We start from the raw sequence: 19,822 nt of genomic DNA on the forward strand, positions 1-19,822 counted from the left end.
CCGTAGGCCCTATCTGTCCTGTTCACGTGTGTTTCATGTTTTTTCGATAAATTATTGATTTCATGAAAAATGAAGTCAGCAGGGCCTCTGTCACTCCTCGGTAGAAGTGGCGTGCAGGAAAAAGCGCGCGCCGTGCCCAGGCCCCCATGCAACCACCCTGGGCTCCGGCGAGGTGGAGGGCCGCTCAGGGCTGCTTCTTCTCTCGCGCCTGACGTGACGTGTAGAGGCGATGGAGGAAGTCGTAGAGGACCAGCTCCTGCGCCCGGGCCGCGGTGCGCAGGGCTCGGTTGGTGTGCATGTGGACGAGGCTCGCGGCCACGCGCTCCAGGGGCTGGGTGAGCAGTCCCTGGTCCGCGCACGCGCGCAGCCGGGCCAGCACCGGTGCCTGCCGTTCGGAGCGGCGGCGCAGCGCCGCGAGTCCCGCCGCCAAGGGGCCTTCGGCGGGCCACGGCCGCCACAGCAGGGCCTCCAGCTCCTGGCGGTGCGCGCGGAACCGTTCGCCCAGCCGCCGCTCGAAGGCGCCGTCCACGCTGAACTCCTGGCCGTAGCCCTGGCGAAGGGTGGCGAGCAGCTGGCGGCGGCCCTCCAGGTCGAGGCCCAGGTCCGTCAGCACCGTGTCGATGCCACACAGCGTGAGCCGCCAGCGCGCGTCCGCGCCGTCGTCGCCGACGACGGTGTCGAGCAGCTCCAGCACCGCGTCGCTGTCCGCGTGGAACCACTGCTCCACCAGGGGCATGCCCGCGTCGCCGCCGTAGCGTTCGACCTCGCGCTCGTAGGTGTCCACCTGGACGCGGTGCACGAGCCCGTCCCGCCGCAGCGGGTGCAGCAAGGCGTGGAGCCGCTCCAGCACCTCCGTGCGCAGCCGCCGGGGGTCGCCCTGGAGGCGCACGCGCAGGTGCCAGTCCGGGTCGCCGTAGCGCAGGAAGAACCACTGGTTCGCGGCGCCGGAGGCCAGGGCCTCGCGGACGAGGGGCGCCACGGCCTCCGCCAGCACGCGGTCCGCGAGCGCCGTGCCGGTGTAGAGCTTGACGTAGAGCCACTCGGAGCCTGGCGGGAAGGAGCGCTCCACCCGCGGCGGCTTCGGCAGGGCCACGGCCGGCGCGGCCGGCGCGTCGCGCACGAAGGGCACGACCACCTCGTGGACGAAGCGCCCTTCGGGGCCCTGGACGCACAGGCCCTCGTCCATGAGCAGCTCCACCAGCACCACCTCCGGCCGCTGGCGCACCAGGTGGACGAACGTGTCGAGGCTCAGCACGTTGTCCAGGTCCACCGGCAGCACGTTGTCGTGGTCCTCCAGTCCGACGTAGCGAGGCAGCCCCAGCCGCGCGCGCAGCCGCTGCGCCTCGTGGAAGCGCCGCGCTCCTTCGTGTTCTCCGAGCCCCCGGAGCGTGGGGGCCTGGAGCCGCCAGCGCGCGCGGTGGAGGATGAGCCTGCCCGCCGTCACGCGCGGCAGGAACGCGCTGCTCGCCAGCGGACCCCACTGCCAGCGCAGGCCGGGCGTGGCGCCCTGCTGCTGGAGCGTGCCCAGGAAGGTGTAGGGGCGCAGGTGCGCGTGACCGAAGTTGTGGACGTGGGTGACGCGGGGGAGGACCTCGCGCCCCAGGCGCTGGGAGCGCAGGACGATGCGCGTGCCCTGGACGGAGAGGAAGAGGTCGGTGAGCGGGAGCTGCTGCTCCGGCGGTGCTCCCGAACGCCCCAGGTACACCAGCTCATGCGCGCGCAGCACCGGGCGGCAGAGGATGTTGCCCACGCGCCCCTCCGGCAGGTGCACCACCTCCGCGAAGGCGGCCTCCGGACGCAGCGCCTCCTCCGCGCGCAGGTGCGCGGTCACCTGGCGCAGCAGCTCCGGGTCTCCGTGGCAGAAGCGGCCCAGCAGCGCCGCGCCGGAGGGGCCCATCATCGACTCGAAGACGAACCGGAACCGCCCCGCGTCCACGTCCTCCCGCGACGCCGCCAGCACGGAGCCCATCACGGAGAAGGCATCCGGCAGGGGGCCCGGCCGCGGGTTCGCGAGCGCCTCCAGGTCCGCGGCGTCCAGCTCCAGCGGGCCGCCCGTGCGCAGCACCTCCGACAGCCGGAAGTGCAGGTGGGCCTGCGCCTTCCCCCACGCGACGCGCTCCTCGCTCCGGGACGCGGCGAAGGGCAGGTCGCGCAGCAGGGGCGAGTCCTCCGCGGACTCCGGGCTCGCACGCTCGAAGCCGACGCCCACGTCCTCATCCAGGGCCTCCAGCAGGGGCACCTCGCGCGCCTCGTAGCGCTGGACGAAGGCCTCGCGGAAGCGCCGCAGGGTCGCGGGCTCGCTGGACGCGCTCAGGCGATGGAGCAGGGTCACGCCCTGGCGCATCGCCTCCACCACGGCGGGGCCCAGCGTCAGTGCGTCCGCGGGTTTGCGCAGGTCCACCTGGAAGAGGCGGCCTGGATCGACCGGCGAAGGGAGGGCCTCCAGCCCGTGCGCGAGCGAGCGGTAGCGTGAAGGCTCCGCGCCCGGGGGCGTGCCATCCAGCTCCGCGAGCGCGCCCTGCACGTGCTGGAGGACGCGGTGGGGGCCGGCCATCGCCGGCACGGACTCCAGGTGCGCGAGCAGCTCGCGCACCGGCTCCGGGCCCGTGACGAGCGGCGCCAGCTCCGGCACGAGGAGCTGGCTCGCCACGAGCATGTCCACGTACTCCACGGCCTCGTCGCGGGACACGTCGGGGTCGGCGTCCACCAGCGCCTGCGCGAGCGCGGCGAGCGAGGCTCCCCCTCGCGCCCGCTCCAGGGTCGCCTCCAGGTACGGGGTGGGCTCCACGCCGACGAGCTGGTGGCTCCGCGTGCCGCCGTCGCGCCGCGACTCGGCGTAGCGCAGCCGTCCTGCGACCCGGTACAGGCTGGAGTTGGGGCGGTAGTCCAGGGCCTCGCGCAGCGCGGGCAGCCGGCCGAGCGCGTCCGTCAGCGCATCCACGTAGTCCATGTCCAGCCGCGTGTGGCGGCGGTAGCTCTCACGGGCCGGCAGGCCCAGGTGGGTCGCCGGTGCGAGCATGCCCAGGCTGTTGCCGGCGAAGAGGCCGAAGGGCGTGGCCCGCGACGTCATGCGCTGCCAGTAGCGCACCAGCGTGCGCTCCAGCTTCTCTCCGTGCGGACCTCCCGGCGCGGCCGTCCACGCGGGCAGCTGCTCCTCGAGCGAGGGCGACGCGAGGAACAGCGCCTCCCGCACCTCCGGCCGCGCCACCACCGCCGCAAGCCTCTCGCGCAACAGGTCCCGGTCGCGGGCGAGCGCCGCTTCCAGCTCCGCGCCGGAAGCCTCCAGCGCGGTGGGCGCGAGCAGGCCCTGGCTCCAGGCACGCAGCTCGTCGAAGGGCAACAGCGGGGTGCGGAGGACGAAGAACCCGGAAGGGGAGAAGCCCGTCGGCGTCATGGAGAATCCAGAGGAGAGGGGCGCAGGGACATGAGCAGCAGGCGATCCCAGGTGGGCTCCACGGAGGAGGTCGCCGCCAGGAGCGCCAGCGCGATGCCGGTGGCCCCCGAGAGCAGGCCCGGGTTGTCGGTCCAGCCCTCGCCGCCGCCGTCGAAGCGCTCCAGCACGCGGAAGCCCGCCACGCCCAGCCCCGGCTGTCGGTGGACGGAGAGCAGGTGCCGGAACCAATGGCGGGCGGCGGCCTCGAAGGCGGGCTCGCCCGTCGTCTGGAACAGGCGGTTGTAGAGGTGCCCGAGCCCGGCGGATCCATGACAGAGCCCGCCGTCATGCACGAAGGCGGCGTCCCGCCAGCGCCCGGCGGCTTCGAGGCAGAGCGTGAGCGCCCGCGCCTCCCACTCCGGGTTCCCCACGGCCCGCGCCACCGTGTGCAGCCCGAACGCCACGCCGGGATCGCCGTAGCACCATGCCGGACGGCGAGGCCACGTCAGGGGCTCATCCCGAGCCCCCACGCGCGTGGGAAAGAGCGCCGGCGCGGAGTCCGCTGCGCGTCTGGCCATGAACCACGTCCAGCCGCCCTGGAGCCATTCGCGAGCGCTCTCCGCCGCGACGCCCGCCGCCACCGCGCCGCCGAGCACGAGGAGCACCCCCGCCACCCCGTGCGCGACGCCCAGGTTGAATTCTCCGTCGAGGTGTTCACCCTGGAGCCGTGCCGCGACGTGCGCGGCTTGCGTCTTCCACCGAAAGCCCTCCGGTGTCCGCTCGGCCAGCTCTCCCAGCCGGGCCACCACCGCCTCCAGGCAGCGCCGGGCGCCCTCGCGAGGAAGGCGCTCCAGGGCATGGACACCCATGCCCACCAGTCCACTCACCAGGTCGTAGCGATGCGGCCAGGGCCGCGTCTGGAGGAAGTCCTCGAGCGCGGCGTCGATCTCCGTGAGCGGATCCTCGTCGGGTAACTCGGAGGGGCGGCGCACGTGCTGCACCGCCCATGCGACGCCCGTGAAGCCATCATAGAGGTCCGGCCCCAGCGTCTCCTCCGCGAGCGCATCCGAGGCGCGCTCCAGCAGCGCCTCCGACATCGCGCGCCACCGCGCGTCATCGTGGACCCGCGCGAGCGAGTCGAACAACACCGCACGCCCTGGATCTCCGCGAGCCAGCGAGGTCCGCGAGGACGCATGGGCGGGAAGGTGCGAGAGCGCATCGGCGAGCATCGCGAGCACTTCCACGGCCATGTCGTGCTCGACGCCATGCAGCAAGGGCTTCCACGGCGGTGTGCGTCGCATGTCGTTGGCCTTGGCAGTCATGAGAGGAAATGAAAATTATCGTCTCACGGTTCTGGCGTGGAGTGCTTGTTTGGTTGGGATGCAGGTGTTTGACTTGCAGTTGCAGTTGACGCCGTCAAGGAACGCAACGAAAGGGCGATGTCATGGACAAGCAGGACACCCAGAAGCCCAAGAAGCTGAACCTGAAGCGCGAGACTGTCCGCCTGCTTTCGGGCGGAGCCGAGCCGCAGCAGCGCAAGGACCTCACCACGCCGTTCTGCACGGAGTCCGGTCCGAAGTGTGACCTCTGAAGCGGTTCACGGACGCTCGCGTCCGTGAATCCAGATTCACCGCCGACATCCACAAGCGCTGCACTGCGAGGACGATGCCATGGACAAGCAGGACACCCAGAAGCCCAAGAAGCTGAGCCTGAAGCGCGAGACGGTCCGCCTTCTGTCCGGAGCGGGAGGAGAGTTGAGGGAGCGCAAGGAGCTCACGACTCCGCTTTGTACGGATCGCGGCTCGAAGTGCGAGCTCTGACGGGCTCATCGGGGCTGTAGCTCCGTGAGGAGCCTCGGGAGGGGAGCGAGCGGCTCCCCTCCCCATTCGCGAGGTCCGTCGTCTGCCCAACGTCCTGGAGAGCGCCGGGGTGCGTGCGAGGGCTTCCTCCGGGAGAGTCCCGGTACCTTGACCCCTCCACAGCGGCTCGTCCTGGGAATCGCGGTGCTTGCGTCGCTCGTCACGTTCCTGGACGGGGCGATCATCAACGTCGCGTTGCCCGCGATGGTGCGGGACCTGGGGGGAGGTCTCACCCTGCAACAGTGGGTGGTGGATGCCTACCTCATCACCCTGGGCTCGCTGATGCTGGTCGCGGGCTCGCTGTCCGATGCGTTTGGACGCAAGCGCATCCTACGGCTGGGATTGTGGGGGTTCGGCGCGACGTCCCTGCTGTGCGCGCTGGCCCCCACCGGAGCCGTGCTCATCCTCGCGCGAGGGCTCCAGGGCGCCACGGGCGCGCTGCTCGTGCCGGGCTCGCTGGCGCTCATCCTGGCCACCTTCTCCGGTCCCGAGCAGGCGAAAGCGATTGGTTCGTGGACGGGGTGGACGGGGGGCGCGTTCATCGCGGGCCCGCTGGTGGGCGGGTTGCTGGTGGACACCGTGGGGTGGCGGTGGATCTTCGCCATCAACGTCCTGCCCATCGCGCTGACGCTCGCGCTGCTCGCGCGGATGGAGGAGCCTCCGCGTCCGGCGGGTGCTCGCATCGACATCCTGGGCGCGGTCCTGGCGTGTCTGGGATTGGGCGGGCCGGTCTATGCGCTCATCGAGCAGGCCAAGGTGGGCTGGACGCACCCGACGGTGCTGCTGGCGCTGGGCCTTGGCGTGCCGGCGTTCATCGCGTTCCTGTTGCAGGAGCGGCGCTCCCCGCACCCGATGATGCCGCTGGGGCTCTTCCGGGAGCGCAACTTCTGGGTGGGCAACCTCGCCACCACGTCCATCTATGGCGCGCTGTCGCTGGGGATGTTCGTCATCACGCTCTTTCTTCAGGAGGTGGGCGGCTTCCGCGCGACGGCCGCGGGGCTGGCGTTGATGCCCACCACGCTCATCATGCTGCTGCTGTCCTCCGTGTTCGGCGGGCTGGCGGGCCGCTACGGGTCGCGCCTGTTCATGGCGGTGGGGCCGTGCCTGGCGAGCGTGGGGTTCCTGCTGATGCTCCGCGTGGGCACGCCGTTGCACTTCTGGACCCAGATGCTGCCGGGGGTGCTGGTGTTCGGGCTGGGGCTGACGGTGACGGTGGCGCCGCTGACGGCCGCGGTGCTCGGGTCCGTCCATCCCGAGCAGGCGGGCATCGGCTCTGCCATCAACAACGCCATCTCCCGGGTCGCGGGGCTCATCTCCATCGCGTTCACGGGGCTCATCGTGGGGCCGCGACTGGACGTCGCGGGCTTTCACCGGGCGATGATGGCCACCGCCGTCCTGCTCGTTTTGGGCGGGGTCATCTCCGCGGTGGGCATCCGCAACCCACCGCGGAAGGCCTGAGCGCGTCAGTCCTCGGGCGGCCCCATGGCGAAGTACACGGCTTCGGTGCCCAGGTTGAAGGTGTCCCCGTCCGCGATCTTCTGGCGCTTGATGCGCTGGTGGTTGATCCAGGTCCCGTTGGATGAGCCCAGGTCCTCGATGAAGTAGTCGTTGCCGTCGCGCACGATGACCGCGTGCTCGCGGGAGACCCTTCCGGACTTCACGACGAGGCTGCACTGCGGGCCCCGTCCCAAGGTGAAGCGCTCCACGTCCACCATGACCGAGGGCCCATCCGGGCTCAGCCGCACGAACAGCTCTCGCCGCGCGGAGGCCCTGGCCGCCGGGGTGGGCTTCGCGCTCTTGCCGGAGTCCACGGCGGGCGCGGGCGTCTCTTCGTCGCGCGGGCCGGGCCGGATGCGCGAGGACTTCCGGGCGCTGGCGGGCTTCGCGGGGCGGGGGACTTCGAAGGGGACGTCTTGTCCCTCGGACTCGTGGGAGGGGGCGGGGGGGACGTCCGCTTCGGAGGCCGCTGCCTGTTCTTCGGCGTCGTCGGAGCCCATGGCTTCCTCGCCGGTCTTGGCCTCTTCGGGTCCGGAGTCGACGGCCGCGCTCGACGCGAATTCGGAGCCGATCGCCGCTTCGATATCGGCGGCGGAACCGTCGTCCTCTTCCTCGGGGACCTTCGCGGCTACTCCGTCCGCTTCGTCGGAGTCCGCATCGTCGGTGTCATCCGTAGTCCCAGCGGCGGACGAGGCCGCGACTTGCTCAGCCGCGTCATCATCGTCCGATGCATCCGCGTCGTCGTCCGCCGCAGCGTCTTCGTCCGCCGCCTCGTCGTCCGATGCGTTCTCGCCCGAGGCGTGCGCGTGGTCTTCGTCGTCGCCCGCCGCGTCGTCGTCCGCCGCGTCGTCGTCCGAGGCGTCGTCGTCCGAGGCGTCGTCGTCCGAGGCGTCGTCGTCCGAGGCGTCGTCGTCCGAGGCGTCGTCGTCCGAGTCGTCGTCGTCCGAGTCGTCGTCGTCCGAGCCGTCTTCGTCGGCTGCGGCCTCGTCCGCGTCGTCCGAGCCGTCTTCGTCGGCTGCGGCCTCGTCCGCGTCGTCGCTGTCGTCCGCTTCATCATCCTCGGACGAGTCATCATCCTCGGACGAGTCATCATCCTCGGACGAGTCATCCTCGGACGCCGCGTCGGACGCGTCCTCCTCGGCGGAGGTCTCATCGTCGGACTCCTCTTCGTCCGATTCCTCCTCATCGGAGGGGACCGGCACATCTCGGGGCTGCACGACGGCATCCACGGTCGCGAGCACCTCTTGCATCCGGGCCCGTGCGAGAGCGGCCTCGTCCTCCGCGGGCCTGTCCTTCAGCGGCCCGGGAGCGCCCGGGGCCGGCGCGGACACGGGCGCCTTCACGGGAGGAACGGTGGCGGCATCCGCCGGGCGGGTCGTGGCGTCGGTAGGCCGGAGCGCTGGGGACCGGACCTCCGCGACGGTCATCGGCGCCGGTTCGGCCGCGCTCCCGAGCACCACGGGCGTCGGCGCCACATAACCGTTCTGTCGTGCGAGCAGGAACAGCGCCTGGGCCACCAGGGCGTTCCGATCCACGCCCAGGTCGTGGCTCATCTGCTCCAGCGCCCGCCACAGGGGCTCGGCGACCTCGATGGTTTCACGAATCCGATTCATGACTAGCTGCCCCTCAGATTGCTCTGCCACGGAGAGACATGGTCCGGGTCATTGAGCCAATAGAACATCGCTTGCGTCTCCGCGTACTGCCGCTCCGCGATGGACACCAGGCTGGGGTGCAGGTCGCCCAGCGCCACGCCTTCGAACAGGAAGCCGTCGCCGGCCTTCGTCGGACTGGCCCCGCCGCGGATGCGCCGGTCCCGGCTCTGCCACAGGCGCTGCGAGGCCTGCCCCGCCGCTTGTCCGTAGTCCGCCGGGGGCGCGATGCGCGACGGCATCCGGAGCGTCGTCTCCCCGCACGACCACAACAGCCAGGTCAGCGCGCTCCAGTCGCCACGCAGCATCTGCGCGAGGTCTGCGAGCCCCAGCTCCAGGTCGAGCGTCTCGTCGACCTCCACCTGCTCATCCCCCAGCTCCCGCTCGAACTGCTCCAGCTTCACCGGCCCCTTGTCCAACAACCCCGACAGGTCCGGCGGAAGCCAGGACACTGCGGCCCCAGGCTTGAACCGCTGGAGCAGCGCGGTGCGCATCGCCTGGAGGCGCGTGGCGTACTTGCGCACCAGGTCCTGGATGGCCTCCAGGGATTGTCCGGGCTTCTCCGGCAGGCCGTCGTAGGTGCAGCGCGGAGGTTCCTGCCCCGCCCAGAAGTCGAACCGCGGAAACAATGCCCGCGCGTACGTGCCCAGGAACCGGGCGGTGTCCGGCTCCACCGTCGCGAGCCCCTCGGCGTCCTGGCGCACCTGCTCCGCCAACCCCAGGTTCAACAGGATGAGGCCGCGCGTGAACAGATACGCCTTGCGCTCCGGAGCGAGCAGCATCGCCGCGTGCACGAAGTCCAGCGCCGCGCGCGGCCGGTTGCTCTGGTCCAGGAGGACGGCGTAGGCGCGCAGGATCGTGGCGGCCTCACCGCCCCGCATGAGCGCATCCGCCATGGGGGCCCAGGCCTGACCCTCGTCCTCCACGACGTCGTCCGCCAGCTCCGACGCCGAGTCCCGCGTGCGGGGCAGGGTGAGCTCCTCCAGGCCTTCCTTCAGCGGCTGCGCGTCCAGGGACGTGGCGCACGCGCGCGCCGTGGCCAGCAGGGCCTCCCGATAGCGCCGGTCCGCCCGGGCCTCTTTCGCGACCTCTCGCCAGCCCTCCGCCGTGCGCGCCAGGTTGGAGAACACCGGCGAGCGCTCCAGTGTCCGCTCATCCTGCGCCCGGCCCAGGTCGCGCGTGAGCACGACCTCGCGCTGCGAATCCCTGAGCGACCACTCGCCGCAGACGAGGTCGCCTTCCATTCGGCCTTCGTCGAAGTGGACGCGGAAGTCCGCGTACTCGTCCTCGGCGCGAGACCGGTAGCGCCCGTGGCGCTCGCCGTCCACGAACTCGGCCTCCCAGAGGAACTGCCCCTGCGAGTCCCAGAAGCGCGCGAGGCCGTGGCGCTCGCCGTCGGCGTTGAGCGTCACCTTCGCCCACTGGCCCAGGTCCTCGCGCAGCTCCGCGTCCTCGGGCAGGTGCGGCGGACGGGTGGGGTAGGGCTCACCGGTGGTGGGGAGCACGCGCTGGCCGGCGCCGTCGAAGTGGAGCACCTGCCGGACGGTGCCATGGTCGTACTGCATCACGGTCTTGCGCACGCGCTCGCTCACGCCGTTCTCGTGCATGCGCTCGGTGGTGAAGTGCTCGGACGCGAGCCAGGTGCGCGGGCCGTGGAGCTGGCCCTGTTCGAAGGCCCCCTCCTGCGACACCGCGCCGTCCTCGTGGAAGCGCTTGAAGGGGCCGTGCGGCGCGCCCTGCTTCATGATGCACTCGTTGCAGAGCGTGCCGTCCGCGCGCCAGTAGCGCCATGGTCCGTGCGGCCGGCCCTTGGAGTCCGTGGGGCCGAAGGACCACTCCCCGTCGCCGTCGTCCCACGTCGCGCCCTCGGGGATGCCAGAAGGCAGCTTGCCGGCTTCGGTGCGCTCGCGGTTCGCGGCGCGGCGCTTCTCCTCCGCGACGTCCACCGCCCGCAGCCGGGTGAGCAGCAGGTCCAGCGCCTCGGCGGACAGCGCGCCGGAGACGCGGTGCACTTCCAGGCCGTCCTTGTACGCGACGAGCGTGGGCATGGACTCGATGCCCAGCGATTCGGACAGCTCCTCGTGCGCCTCCGTATCGAGCCGGGCGAGGGCGATGTCCGCGAAGCGCGGCGCCGCGGCCTCGAAGATCGGGGCGAACTCCTGGCAGGGTTCACACCACGAGGCCCAGAAGTCCACGACGCACATGCCGGGCCGCTGGGTGACTTGCTTGTAATCCTCCGGGCTCAGTTCAACCGGTGCGCCTGCCAACGTGGACTCCTGCTCAAGGTGAGGGGCAGATAAGAGGGGCGCCGGGGACGCACGTCAACCGGCGCGTCATGGAGGACAGGAGCTTGCGTGCGGCACGGCCTGCCCCCAGGCGCCAGAGGGAAGGGGCCCGCGTCCATCCACGGGCCCAGGAGCGGCCTGCCGGGCTGGAGGTTCCCCTCCCGGCGCCCCCAGGCACCGAAGGGGCGCCGCGCGGAAGGCTCGCGCCGGAGTGGGTCGATGCCTGGGCCCGCTTGGAGCAGGTGTCCGACTGGCGCGAGTTGGGAGGCCAGCCCTTCGTGTCCGAGGACGCCCTCCAGGTCTTCACCCGCGAGCACGGGCTGGAGACGACCCCTCGCATCCTCGAGCTGGACGGCGCGGACCAGCCCAGGGACCTGGACGGCGCCTTCGGGTTCCCGCGCACGCACGCCCCACGAGCCGGTGCGCGCTGGATGCGGGGGCCGGGCGGCACCCCGAGGGCCTCCTGGATGCGGGGGCCAGGCGGCACCCCGAGGGCCTCCTGGATGCGGGGGCCGGGCGGCACCCCGAGGGCATCGGGGGCCGCACCTGCGACTGGCGCACCCTCGTGAAGCCGCGCGACGAGGACTCCGAGCGCCCCCTGCGCGTGAAGCGCTGAAGCGCGCTCCCGGAGGCGGAGGTGTCCCCCCGCCTCCCGGGGACGCGGCGCGGCTTCAGTCGATCTGGAGCTCCGCGATCTTGTGCGGCTTGTCGCTGATGGCGTCCATGATCTTCCCGACGCCGAAGGTCAGCAGGCCGATGCCCGCGCCCACCGCCATGCCCAACGGTCCGCCAATCGCACCCACCGCGACCGCGCCGCCGATGCTGCCCGCGATGCCGATGGCGCCCTTGGCGATCTGCGCCCCGTCGTTCACCTTCGCGCCGTTGACGATGTCGAACACGCCGCCCACCGTGCCGCCCACCGCGCCCAGCACGTTGGCCGCGCCGCCCGCCGCCTTGAGCGCGGAGAGCGCCTTGCTCCCGACGCTCGCCGCCGCGCCGGCCACCTTGCCGATGCCGCCCATGCCCTTCACCGAGTCCAGCACCGCGCTCGTCACCGCGCCGCCCACCTTCGGGTTCGCCAGCGTCTTCGCCCAGGGGATGCTCTTCGACGCGTTGGCGGTCGTGGTGGTGAGCGCGCCCGCGTTCTTGAAGCCCTTGATGGCCTCCGTGAACGCCTTGCCGCCGCTGTAGATGTTCAGCGCGCCGTTGGCCGTGTCCGACACGCCCTTCACGATGTCCGGCATGTTGTTCTCGCGGATGCCCCGCGCCAGCGACATGCCGCCCGCCACCACGCCCGCCACGCCGCCCAGCGCGCTCGCGCCGCCCTGCGCCGCGTTCAGGCCCTTGGAGAGGGTGTCCTTGCCCAGGACCTCCGTCGCCTTGGCCGGCAGCCGGCCCGCGTCCTGGCTCAGGCCCTTGAGGATGTTCAGGGACTGCGCGCCGCCGCTGTTGGCGTACTGGTTCACCGTGCTCGCGGTGGAGATGGACGCCTGCTCCAGCAGCACCTTGCCGAACGCGTCGTCCTTGAAGGCCTCCGCGTCGGTGACTTCGCGCATGTCCGCGCCGCCCTTGCCGGACAGCTGCAGCTTCTCCCCGTCCTTGCCCACTTCGTGGATGCCCTTGCGGCCGTCCGCGTCCGTCACCGTGGTGCGGGAGCCGACCAGCTGCGCGCCCTGGTCGGACAGCAGCGACGTGTCCTCCTTGAGGGAGCTCTCCGTCTTGTTGTCCTTCGTGCGCTTCGTCTCCAGCGACTCCTGGAGCTCCAGGCCCTGGTCGGTGGCCTGGCGGCTGCTGTTGTAGTGCTGCTCCAGGTCGGCGCCGTCCGGCTCGCGGCTCTTGGCGTCCATCTTCTCGATGGAGCCGTCCTGGCCGTAGGTGGTGGACGACTCGCCGCTCACGGGCACGCGCTTGGAGGAGTCCTCCTTCTCGAAGGTCTTGCCCTCGTACTTCTCCTTCACGGTGCTGCCCTCGCGCGTCCGCTCCGTCTTGATGGTCGCGTCCGGGTAGCCCTCGATGAAGGTCTGCGAGTCCAGCCGGTTCTCGTCCTTCTGCAGGTCCACGGTCCAGCGCTTCGGGGGGCGGCCTTCGCCCGCCTTGTCCGCGTCCCAGTCCTCACCGCCGTGCTTGGAGTACTCGTCGCGGACCCGGGCCATGTCCTCGAACGTGTGCGGCCCTTCGCCAGCGAACTGGGTGTGGCCGTCCAGCGTGCGGTCCACGTAGGACGTCGCCTTCACGTTGTCCTGGGAGAAGTTCTGCACGCGGCTGTACTGCGGGTCGCCCTGCTTGCCGTCCGCGCCCGGGGCGGGGATGGAGTAGCTGTACGTGTCCGAGCGGTCCACCGGCTTCTTGAAGTCGAACGGGCCCTTGAGCTTGTTGTCGATGCTGCCGCCGCCCTTCTGTTGGTAGAAGGAGGTGCGGCTGCCCTCGGCGTTGCCGTTCACCTGCGAGTATTCGTCGGTGTGGAGCCGGTCCCCGTCCTTGTGCTTCTCGATGGAGACTTCGTTGCGCGTGTAGGTCAGGTTCGTGTCGCGGCTCTTGGAGATGTCGCCGAAGGACTTGAGGTCGGCGGTCTCGTTCTTGTCGCCCTTCCACTCCGCGCGCTCCACCCGGGTGGCGCCGTCGCCCTTCATCTCCAGCCGGTCGCGCTTGTTGGTGCCGTCCTCATAGGAGGCGGTGTCCATCACCACCGCGCCGTCCTTCTTCGTCGCGACGGAGCGCTCCACCACCTCCTTCTCGCCGTTGACGCGGGTGAGCTCCACCTCGGAGTCGGACACGCGCTTGACGCTGGCGCCTTCGGGCACCTGCTCCTTGCCGTCCGCCATGGCGAAGAGCTTGTCGGCTTGCTGGGTGGTCTTCTCCCGCAGCGACTTCTGCGCGTCCTCTGTCTCCTTGCGCTGGTCGCCCACCGTCTTCAGGTCCACCGCCTGCTTCGCCTTGTCCTCGCCGGACACCGTCTGCCGCTCCGCCGGGGGCGCGTCCACCGCCGGGGCCGCCTTCGCCCTCGCGGCGGCGGTGCTCACGGCCTTCACCGCGGCGCCCACGCCGCTCAGCTCCGGGCCCGCGGCGGGCTTCTTCACATCGAAGCCATCCGCCACGACCGCCGGCTGCCGGGGCTCGGCCTTGGGCTCCACGGGCGCGGCCTTCGGCGCGGTGGCCGCCGCCTTCTCGGTGACGGCGGGAGGGCTGACCAGGGACAGCGGCTTCCGGGAGACAGGGGCGAGAGCCATGGGGGACTCCAGAGGGGGGATGGAGGGCGGACCGCGATGTCCGGACCCACTGCGGCTGGCATGCCAGCGTCGGGAGTCCTCCCACTGTTCCTGATTCCAGGGGTTTGTCTCCCACACGCGGCGCGGGGCCTGATGACAGTCGTTGGGGACCTGGTGACGGCTGTCACCAGGCAGGCGGCCGGTGCTCACGCGTCGAGGAAGAGAATGCGGAGCGGGCGAGGGCCAGCGCTACACTCGCCGCACCAGGTGCGCCGCCCATGACGAAGAGAGACACCGGAAGGGGAAGCTCAGGCACGGGCCCGTCGGACTCGGCGCGTTCGGGGGCAGGCACGGGCCGTGGCACGGGGCGGGGAAGTGGCTCCGGGCCCCGTCGCGCCGAGGACGTCCCGCCCGTTCCGCAGGTGGGCCGCTACCTGCTGCTGCGGCGGCTGGGGCAGGGCGGCATGGGCGTGGTGTACGCCGCGTATGATCCGGATCTGGATCGCAAGGTCGCGCTCAAGCTGCTGCACCCGAACGCCCAGAAGGACAGCGAGGAGGCGCGGGCCCGGCTGTTGCGCGAGGCGCAGGCCATGGCGCGCGTCTCCCATCCCAACGTCATCCCCGTCTTCGACGTGGGCATGTGGGGCGACCAGGTCTTCGTCGCCATGGAGCTGGTGGACGGCGGCACGTTGGGCTCGTGGCTGAAGGAGGCGAAGCCCTCCTGGCGCGAGGTGTTGGAGCGCTACCTCCAGGCGGGGCGCGGGCTGCAGGCCGCGCACGACGCGGGGCTGGTGCACCGCGACTTCAAGCCCGCCAACGTGCTGGTGAGCCGCGCGGGGCGCGTCTACGTGACGGACTTCGGTCTGGCGCGGCAGGTGGGGGACGGGCCAGAGGCCGCGGCGTCGCCGGAGGAGGCCCTGCTGCTGGAGTCCTCGGACCGGCGGATGTTGGAGACCACGCTCACGGAGGCGGGCCTGCTGGTGGGCACGCCCAACTACATGTCCCCGGAGCAGTTCCGCGGCACGCAGCTGGACGCGCGCACGGACCAGTTCAGCTTCTGCGCGGCGCTGTACGGGGCGCTCTACGGCACGCGCCCCTTCGACCCGGGCAGCATCAAGGCGTACGCCTCCGCCAGCCGCGAACCGGGCGTGGACGCGGAGGGCACGCAGTCGCTGGGCGGCACGCAGTCCCTGGCCCCGGCCCCCGCCCGCGCGCCCATCGCGCCGCCCCCCGCGCTCATCCGCGAGCCGCCGCGCGAGGCGAAGGTGCCCGGCTGGGTGCGGCAGGCGGTGCTGCGCGGCCTGTCGTTGGACGCGGACGCGCGCTTCGCCTCCATGCAGGCCTTGCTGGACGCGCTCTCCCAGGAGCAGCGCCATGGACGTCGCCGCCGCTGGGTGGGCGCGTCCGGCGCGATGGCCGCCACGCTGGCGGTGGCCTCGGGCGTGGTCTGGCAGCAGTCCCATGTCTGCGCGGACGCGGGCTCGCTGATGGATGCCGTCTGGACGCCGGACGCGAAGGCGCGACTGGCGTCCGCGTTCCACGCCACCGGCAGGCCCTACGCCGAAGCCATGGCGCTGCGCACCGCGCAGGTGCTGGAGCAGTACGCGGGCGCGTGGAAGCACCAGCGTGTCCAGGCGTGCGAGGACGCGCGCGTGAGCGGCGTGAAGCCGGAGGAGCAGCTCGACCGGCAGGTGGTGTGCCTGGAGCGCCGCCGCAAGGACCTGCGGGCCACGGTGGACCTGCTCGCGGGCGCGGACGCCGCCATGGTGGACAAGGCCGTGGACATGGCGCACGCGCTGCCCGCGCTGCACGAGTGCGAGGACGTGGAGTCGCTGGCCGAACAGCAGCGCCGTCCCTCCGACCCCGCGCTCCGAGAGACGATTGAAGGGCTGGAGGACCAGCTGTCGGAGGTGCGCGCGCAGGTGGACGCGGGCCGCTTCCCGGCGGCGCTCGCGGCGGTGAAGGCCCTGGAGGCGCCCGTGGAGAAGACGGGCTACCTGCCGCTGAAGGCGGAGATGCGCTTCCACCTGGGCTGGCTCCAGGAGCAGACGGGGCAGTCCCCCGAAGCCGCCAGGCTCCTGTCGCGCGCGGTGTTCGACGCGGAGGCGGGCCGGGCGGACCGGCTGAAGGTCGCCATCCTCAACAAGCTGCTCTTCGTGGAGGACGGCCAGAAGCACTTCGACCCGGCGGCCAACTGGGGCCAGCTGGCGGAGGCCACCCTCCAGCGCGTGGGCGGCGAGCCCGTGCTCGAAGCCGACGTGAAGGTGAACCAGGCCAACCTCGCCATCTCCCAGGGCCACGTCGACGAGGCCCGGGCGCGGCTGGAGGAGGCGCGGGCCCTCTATGAGAAGGCGCTGCCGTCGCCGCACCCCAAGCGCGCGCGGGCGCTCTTCCTCCTGGGGCGGCTGCTGCTGGGCAACGGCGACGCGAAGCAGGCGCTGCCGCTGCTGGAGGCGTCGCTCGCGCAGACCGAGGCGTCGGTGGGCTCGGTGCACCCGGACATGGCGCGCCGCCACGGCCTCTTGTCCCTGGCCCTGCGCGAGGCCGGGGCGCCGGACCGCGCGCTGCCGCACGCACGGGCGGTGGCGGACATCTCCCAGGCGCTCCACGGCGGGAAGAGCCCGCAGACCGCGGAGGCGCTGGACGAGGTGGGCATGTGCCAGCTGGGGATGAAGCGCTACGACGACGCGCTGAAGACCTATGAGCAGGCGCTCGCGCTCAAGCGCGAGCTGCTCCCCGAAGGCGACGAGGGCCTGCAACCCTCCTATGACGGGGTGGGACAGGCCCTGCTGGGCCTGGGGCGGGCGCGCGACTCCGTGGAGCCCCTCCAACTGGCGGTGTCCTTCGCGTCCGCGCCTGCGGATGCGCTGGCGGAGTCGGGCTTCGCGCTGGCGCGCGCGCTGTACCAGACGGGGCAGTCCCCCCAGGCCCGCGGAGAGGCCACCCGGGCCCGGGGGCGCTTCAGCGAGGCGGGGATGGATGAGCGCGTGGGCGAGGTGGACACGTGGCTCCAGTCCCTTCCGAAGGAGGCTCCGCGCCCGCCTGCTCGCAAGCCTCCGCGTGCCCGGCGTCAGTAGCTCCCGCGAGCGGCCTGCTGGCGGCGATGGCGAGGCGTGCTAGCGTCCCGCCGCGTGTCGCTGCCGCCAGACGAGGATGAGGCGCTCCTGGACGCCACGGCCACCCTGAACCGGGGTCGCATGGGTCCGGTGCGGATGCTGCTCCGGGTGCTCTCGGGCGCGGAGGCCGGCAAGGCCCACGCGCTCAAGCAGGGCACGTACGTGCTGGGCAAGGCCCCCACGTGCGACATCGTCCTCACCGACAAGGCCGTCTCGCGCCAGCACCTGCGGCTGGAGGTGCACGACGAGCACGTGCTCGCGACCGACCTGGGCTCCCACAACGGCTCCTTCGTGGAGGGCCTGCGCTTCAGCGCGATGGAGCTGCGCCCCGGCAGCGTCGTCACCGTGGGCTCCACCGAGCTGAAGCTGGTGCCGGAGGACACGCGCGAGCGCACCTTGACGCTCTCCTCGCGGGACCGCTTCGGCGCGCTGGTGGGCCACAGCCGCAAGATGCGCGAGGCCTTCACGCTCCTGGAGCGGCTGGCCCCCGGCGGCGCGGACGTGCTCATCCACGGCGAGACGGGCACCGGCAAGGACCTGTGCGCGGAGGCCATCCACCAGCAGAGCCCTCGCGCCAAGGGGCCCTTCGTCATCGTGGACCTGGCGGGCGTGCCCTCCACGCTCATCGAATCCGAGCTCTTCGGCCACGTGAAGGGCTCCTTCACCGGCGCCCAGGCGGACCGCGCCGGCGCCTTCGAGCGCGCCCAGAACGGCACCGTCTTCCTGGATGAGATTGGCGAGCTGCCCCTGGAGCTGCAGCCGCGCCTGCTGCGCGTGCTGGAGCGCCGGCAGGTGAAGCGCGTGGGCGGCAATGACTACTTCACGGTGAACGTGCGCGTGGTGGCCGCCTCGCACGTGAACCTGGAGCAGGCCGTCCAGCAGGGGAAGTTCCGCCGGGACCTCTTCCACCGGCTCGCCGTGCTGCGCGTCACGCTGCCGTCGCTGCGCGAGCGCCCGGAGGACATCCCGCTGCTCATCGACACCATGCTCAAGCAGATGGGCCGGCCGCCCAGCGCCCTGTCGGACCAGACGCGCGCCCTGCTCATGCAGTACCCCTGGCCGGGCAACGTGCGCGAACTGCGCAACGTGGTGGAGCAGGTGGTGAACCTGGGCGAGGAGGCGCTGCCGGACCTGGAGCCGCCCCCGGACGCGTCCGGCCGCCGGGGCCCGGAGCTGGACCTGCCCTTCAAGGAGGCCAAGGAACAGCTCATCGAGGGCTTCGAGCGCGACTACCTGAAGAACCTCATCGAGCGTTGCGAAGGCAACATCTCCCGGGCGTCCCGCGAGGCGGACATCGACCGTGTCTACCTTCGGAAACTCCTGCGCAAGCACGGGCTGGATCCGTCCGGGGACCCTTAACACGGGGCGGCAACCCGGGTAGGATGGCATCCCCCATCCCCCCCCTCCGGAGCCTCCCGTGAGCGTGAGCCTTCCCTCCAACCTCCTCCGTTCCATCCTGTCCCGCGTGGACGTGACACCTCCCGGTCAGCCGTCACCGGAGGCCGCCGCGCAGCAGGTGGGGTTGTCCCAGGATCAGGTCGTCGCTGGAGTGGAGTCCACGGCCACGCCCGTGCAGGCGGAGCAGGCCACGGACGCGTTCGCGGCGGAGGCGCTCACGCAGACGTGGGCGAACCGCTTCCAGCCGGCCGCGGGTGCGCCGCTGGATGACTCCAGCTTCCGCGTGGGCCTGGCGGGTGCGCCCCAGGCACCGGAGATTGGCGGCTGGGACGACGTGGGCAAGGACCCGGACGTCATCCAGCAGACCAAGGAGAACAACTGTGGCTCCGCGGTGGCGGTGATGCTGGGCAACGAGCTGGGCACCAGCAAGACGCAGCCCGAGTCGAACACGCAGAAGATGGACGCGTTGGAGTCTCGCTTCACCGACGGCAAGGGCACGACGCCGCATGAGCTGTCCAACATGCTGGCCAACCAGGGCGCGAAGGTGACGCAGACGTCGTCCACGCTCGACAAGGGCGTGCTGGACCAGGCCCTGAGCGGCGGCGGCAAGGCCGCGGTGATGGTGGACTCGTCCGTGGTGGACCCCACGGCGAAGGGCGGGGAAACGGGCCGTGCGCACTGGGTCACGGTGGAGGGCAAGGACGACCAGGGCCGCTACCTGGTGAAGGACCCCAGCACGGGCAAGAACGTCGCGGTGGACGCCGACAAGCTGGCGAACGCGGTCGACAAGAGCTGGGAGCAGCACCAGGGCGGCGGGATGATGATCGTCGAGAGCGCCCAGGGCGCCTCCGAGGCCCAGGCCGCGCAGGAGGGCGGGGAGAAGGCGGTCGCGCTCGGCAACACCGACGGCGGTGGCTCCCGCGCGATGGGCAACTTCGGCCGCGAATCCTCCTAAGGGCTTCCACCTCCCATGTCCGCCCCCAGGACCATCCGCCACGGGCCCTTGCGCGTCTCATTGCCTGATGGCTGGTTCGACGCCAGCCAGGTCGTGGCGGTGGGGCCGGAGGAGGACGGCTTCCGCGCGAACCTCGTCGTGTCGCTGGAGCCCGCGGTCCCGGGTGAGACGTTGGAGCGGTTCGCCGCGCGCATGCTGGAAGGCGTGCGCGGGGCGCAGGACTTCCTCCAGCTGTCGGAGCGTCACGCCACCTTCGGCGCCAACTCCGGCGTGGTGCGCGAGTACACCTTCCAGATGCACTCGCTCGAGCTCGCGCAGCTCCAGTTCTACGTGCTGCGCGACGACGTGGCCTTCACCTTCACGTACACCCAGCGCGCGCACCGGCTGGCCGCGACGCGGTCCGTGGCGGAGTCGCTGCTCGCGTCCGTGACGTTGGATCCGACGGTGGCGCTGGCGCTGCGGCCCACCGTCTTCCGCGCCTGAG

At 71.6% G+C, this 19,822-nt stretch carries 12 protein-coding genes; 7 read left to right on the plus strand and 5 right to left on the minus strand.

Annotated elements, in window-relative coordinates; genetic code table 11:
• Positions 1-184: 184 nt before the first annotated feature.
• Both GTY96_RS04220 and GTY96_RS04225 read right to left on the minus strand, forming a co-directional pair.
• Positions 185-3,394 (minus strand): lantibiotic dehydratase, encoded by a 3,210-nt coding sequence (locus tag GTY96_RS04220; protein WP_161663908.1) that lies wholly within the window; start codon positions 3,392-3,394, stop codon positions 185-187.
• The gene (locus tag GTY96_RS04225; protein ID WP_161663909.1) at positions 3,391-4,674 is read right to left on the minus strand and encodes a lanthionine synthetase C family protein; all 1,284 of its coding nucleotides are present in this window, start codon (positions 4,672-4,674) and stop codon (positions 3,391-3,393) included. The genes GTY96_RS04220 and GTY96_RS04225 overlap by 4 nt, the downstream gene beginning before the upstream one ends.
• A 143-nt stretch (positions 4,675-4,817) precedes the next feature.
• On the opposite strand from GTY96_RS04225, the gene GTY96_RS04230 reads away from it, so the two are divergent.
• From GTY96_RS04230 to GTY96_RS04240, 3 genes are all read left to right on the plus strand, one after another.
• Positions 4,818-4,964 carry a hypothetical protein gene (locus GTY96_RS04230; protein ID WP_161663910.1) on the plus strand — a complete coding sequence of 49 codons (147 nt, stop codon included), beginning with the start codon at positions 4,818-4,820 and terminating at the stop codon, positions 4,962-4,964.
• Positions 4,965-5,043: 79 nt separating this feature from the next.
• Positions 5,044-5,193 carry a hypothetical protein gene (locus tag GTY96_RS04235; protein ID WP_161663911.1) on the plus strand — a complete coding sequence of 50 codons (150 nt, stop codon included), beginning with the start codon at positions 5,044-5,046 and terminating at the stop codon, positions 5,191-5,193.
• 147 nt (positions 5,194-5,340) lie between these two features.
• Positions 5,341-6,690, plus strand: a complete 1,350-nt coding sequence (locus GTY96_RS04240) for an MFS transporter (protein WP_235685309.1) — start codon at positions 5,341-5,343, stop codon at positions 6,688-6,690.
• 5 nt (positions 6,691-6,695) lie between these two features.
• Here the strand turns inward: GTY96_RS04240 and GTY96_RS37445 are convergent, their stop codons facing one another.
• From GTY96_RS37445 to GTY96_RS04255, 3 genes are all read right to left on the minus strand, one after another.
• Positions 6,696-8,342 (minus strand): FHA domain-containing protein, encoded by a 1,647-nt coding sequence (locus tag GTY96_RS37445; RefSeq protein ID WP_235685310.1) that lies wholly within the window; start codon positions 8,340-8,342, stop codon positions 6,696-6,698.
• A gap of 2 nt (positions 8,343-8,344) precedes the next feature.
• Positions 8,345-10,645, minus strand: coding sequence for a thioredoxin family protein (locus tag GTY96_RS04250; RefSeq protein WP_161663912.1), 2,301 nt, complete (start codon positions 10,643-10,645; stop codon positions 8,345-8,347).
• Between the two features lie 689 nt (positions 10,646-11,334).
• Entirely contained in the window at positions 11,335-13,890 is a 2,556-nt protein-coding gene (locus GTY96_RS04255; RefSeq protein ID WP_161663913.1) for a hypothetical protein, read from the minus strand.
• A gap of 257 nt (positions 13,891-14,147) precedes the next feature.
• On the opposite strand from GTY96_RS04255, the gene GTY96_RS04260 reads away from it, so the two are divergent.
• The 4 genes from GTY96_RS04260 (at position 14,148) to GTY96_RS04275 (ending at position 19,821) form a co-directional block, all read left to right on the plus strand.
• On the plus strand, positions 14,148-16,946 hold the full coding sequence (locus tag GTY96_RS04260) for a serine/threonine-protein kinase (protein WP_161663914.1): 2,799 nt from the start codon (positions 14,148-14,150) through the stop codon (positions 16,944-16,946).
• A gap of 120 nt (positions 16,947-17,066) precedes the next feature.
• Positions 17,067-18,344: a sigma 54-interacting transcriptional regulator gene (locus GTY96_RS04265; protein WP_235685405.1), complete on the plus strand. Its 1,278-nt coding sequence runs from the start codon at positions 17,067-17,069 to the stop codon at positions 18,342-18,344.
• Between the two features lie 58 nt (positions 18,345-18,402).
• On the plus strand, positions 18,403-19,338 hold the full coding sequence (locus tag GTY96_RS04270; protein ID WP_161663915.1) for a cysteine peptidase family C39 domain-containing protein: 936 nt from the start codon (positions 18,403-18,405) through the stop codon (positions 19,336-19,338).
• Between the two features lie 15 nt (positions 19,339-19,353).
• A complete protein-coding gene (locus tag GTY96_RS04275; protein WP_143898719.1) occupies positions 19,354-19,821 on the plus strand; it encodes a DcrB-related protein in 468 nt (155 codons plus the stop codon).
• Position 19,822 lies beyond the last annotated feature (1 nt).

It is taken from the genome of Corallococcus silvisoli, from assembly GCF_009909145.1.
In the GTDB taxonomy this organism is placed as follows: Bacteria; Myxococcota; Myxococcia; order Myxococcales; family Myxococcaceae; genus Corallococcus; species Corallococcus silvisoli.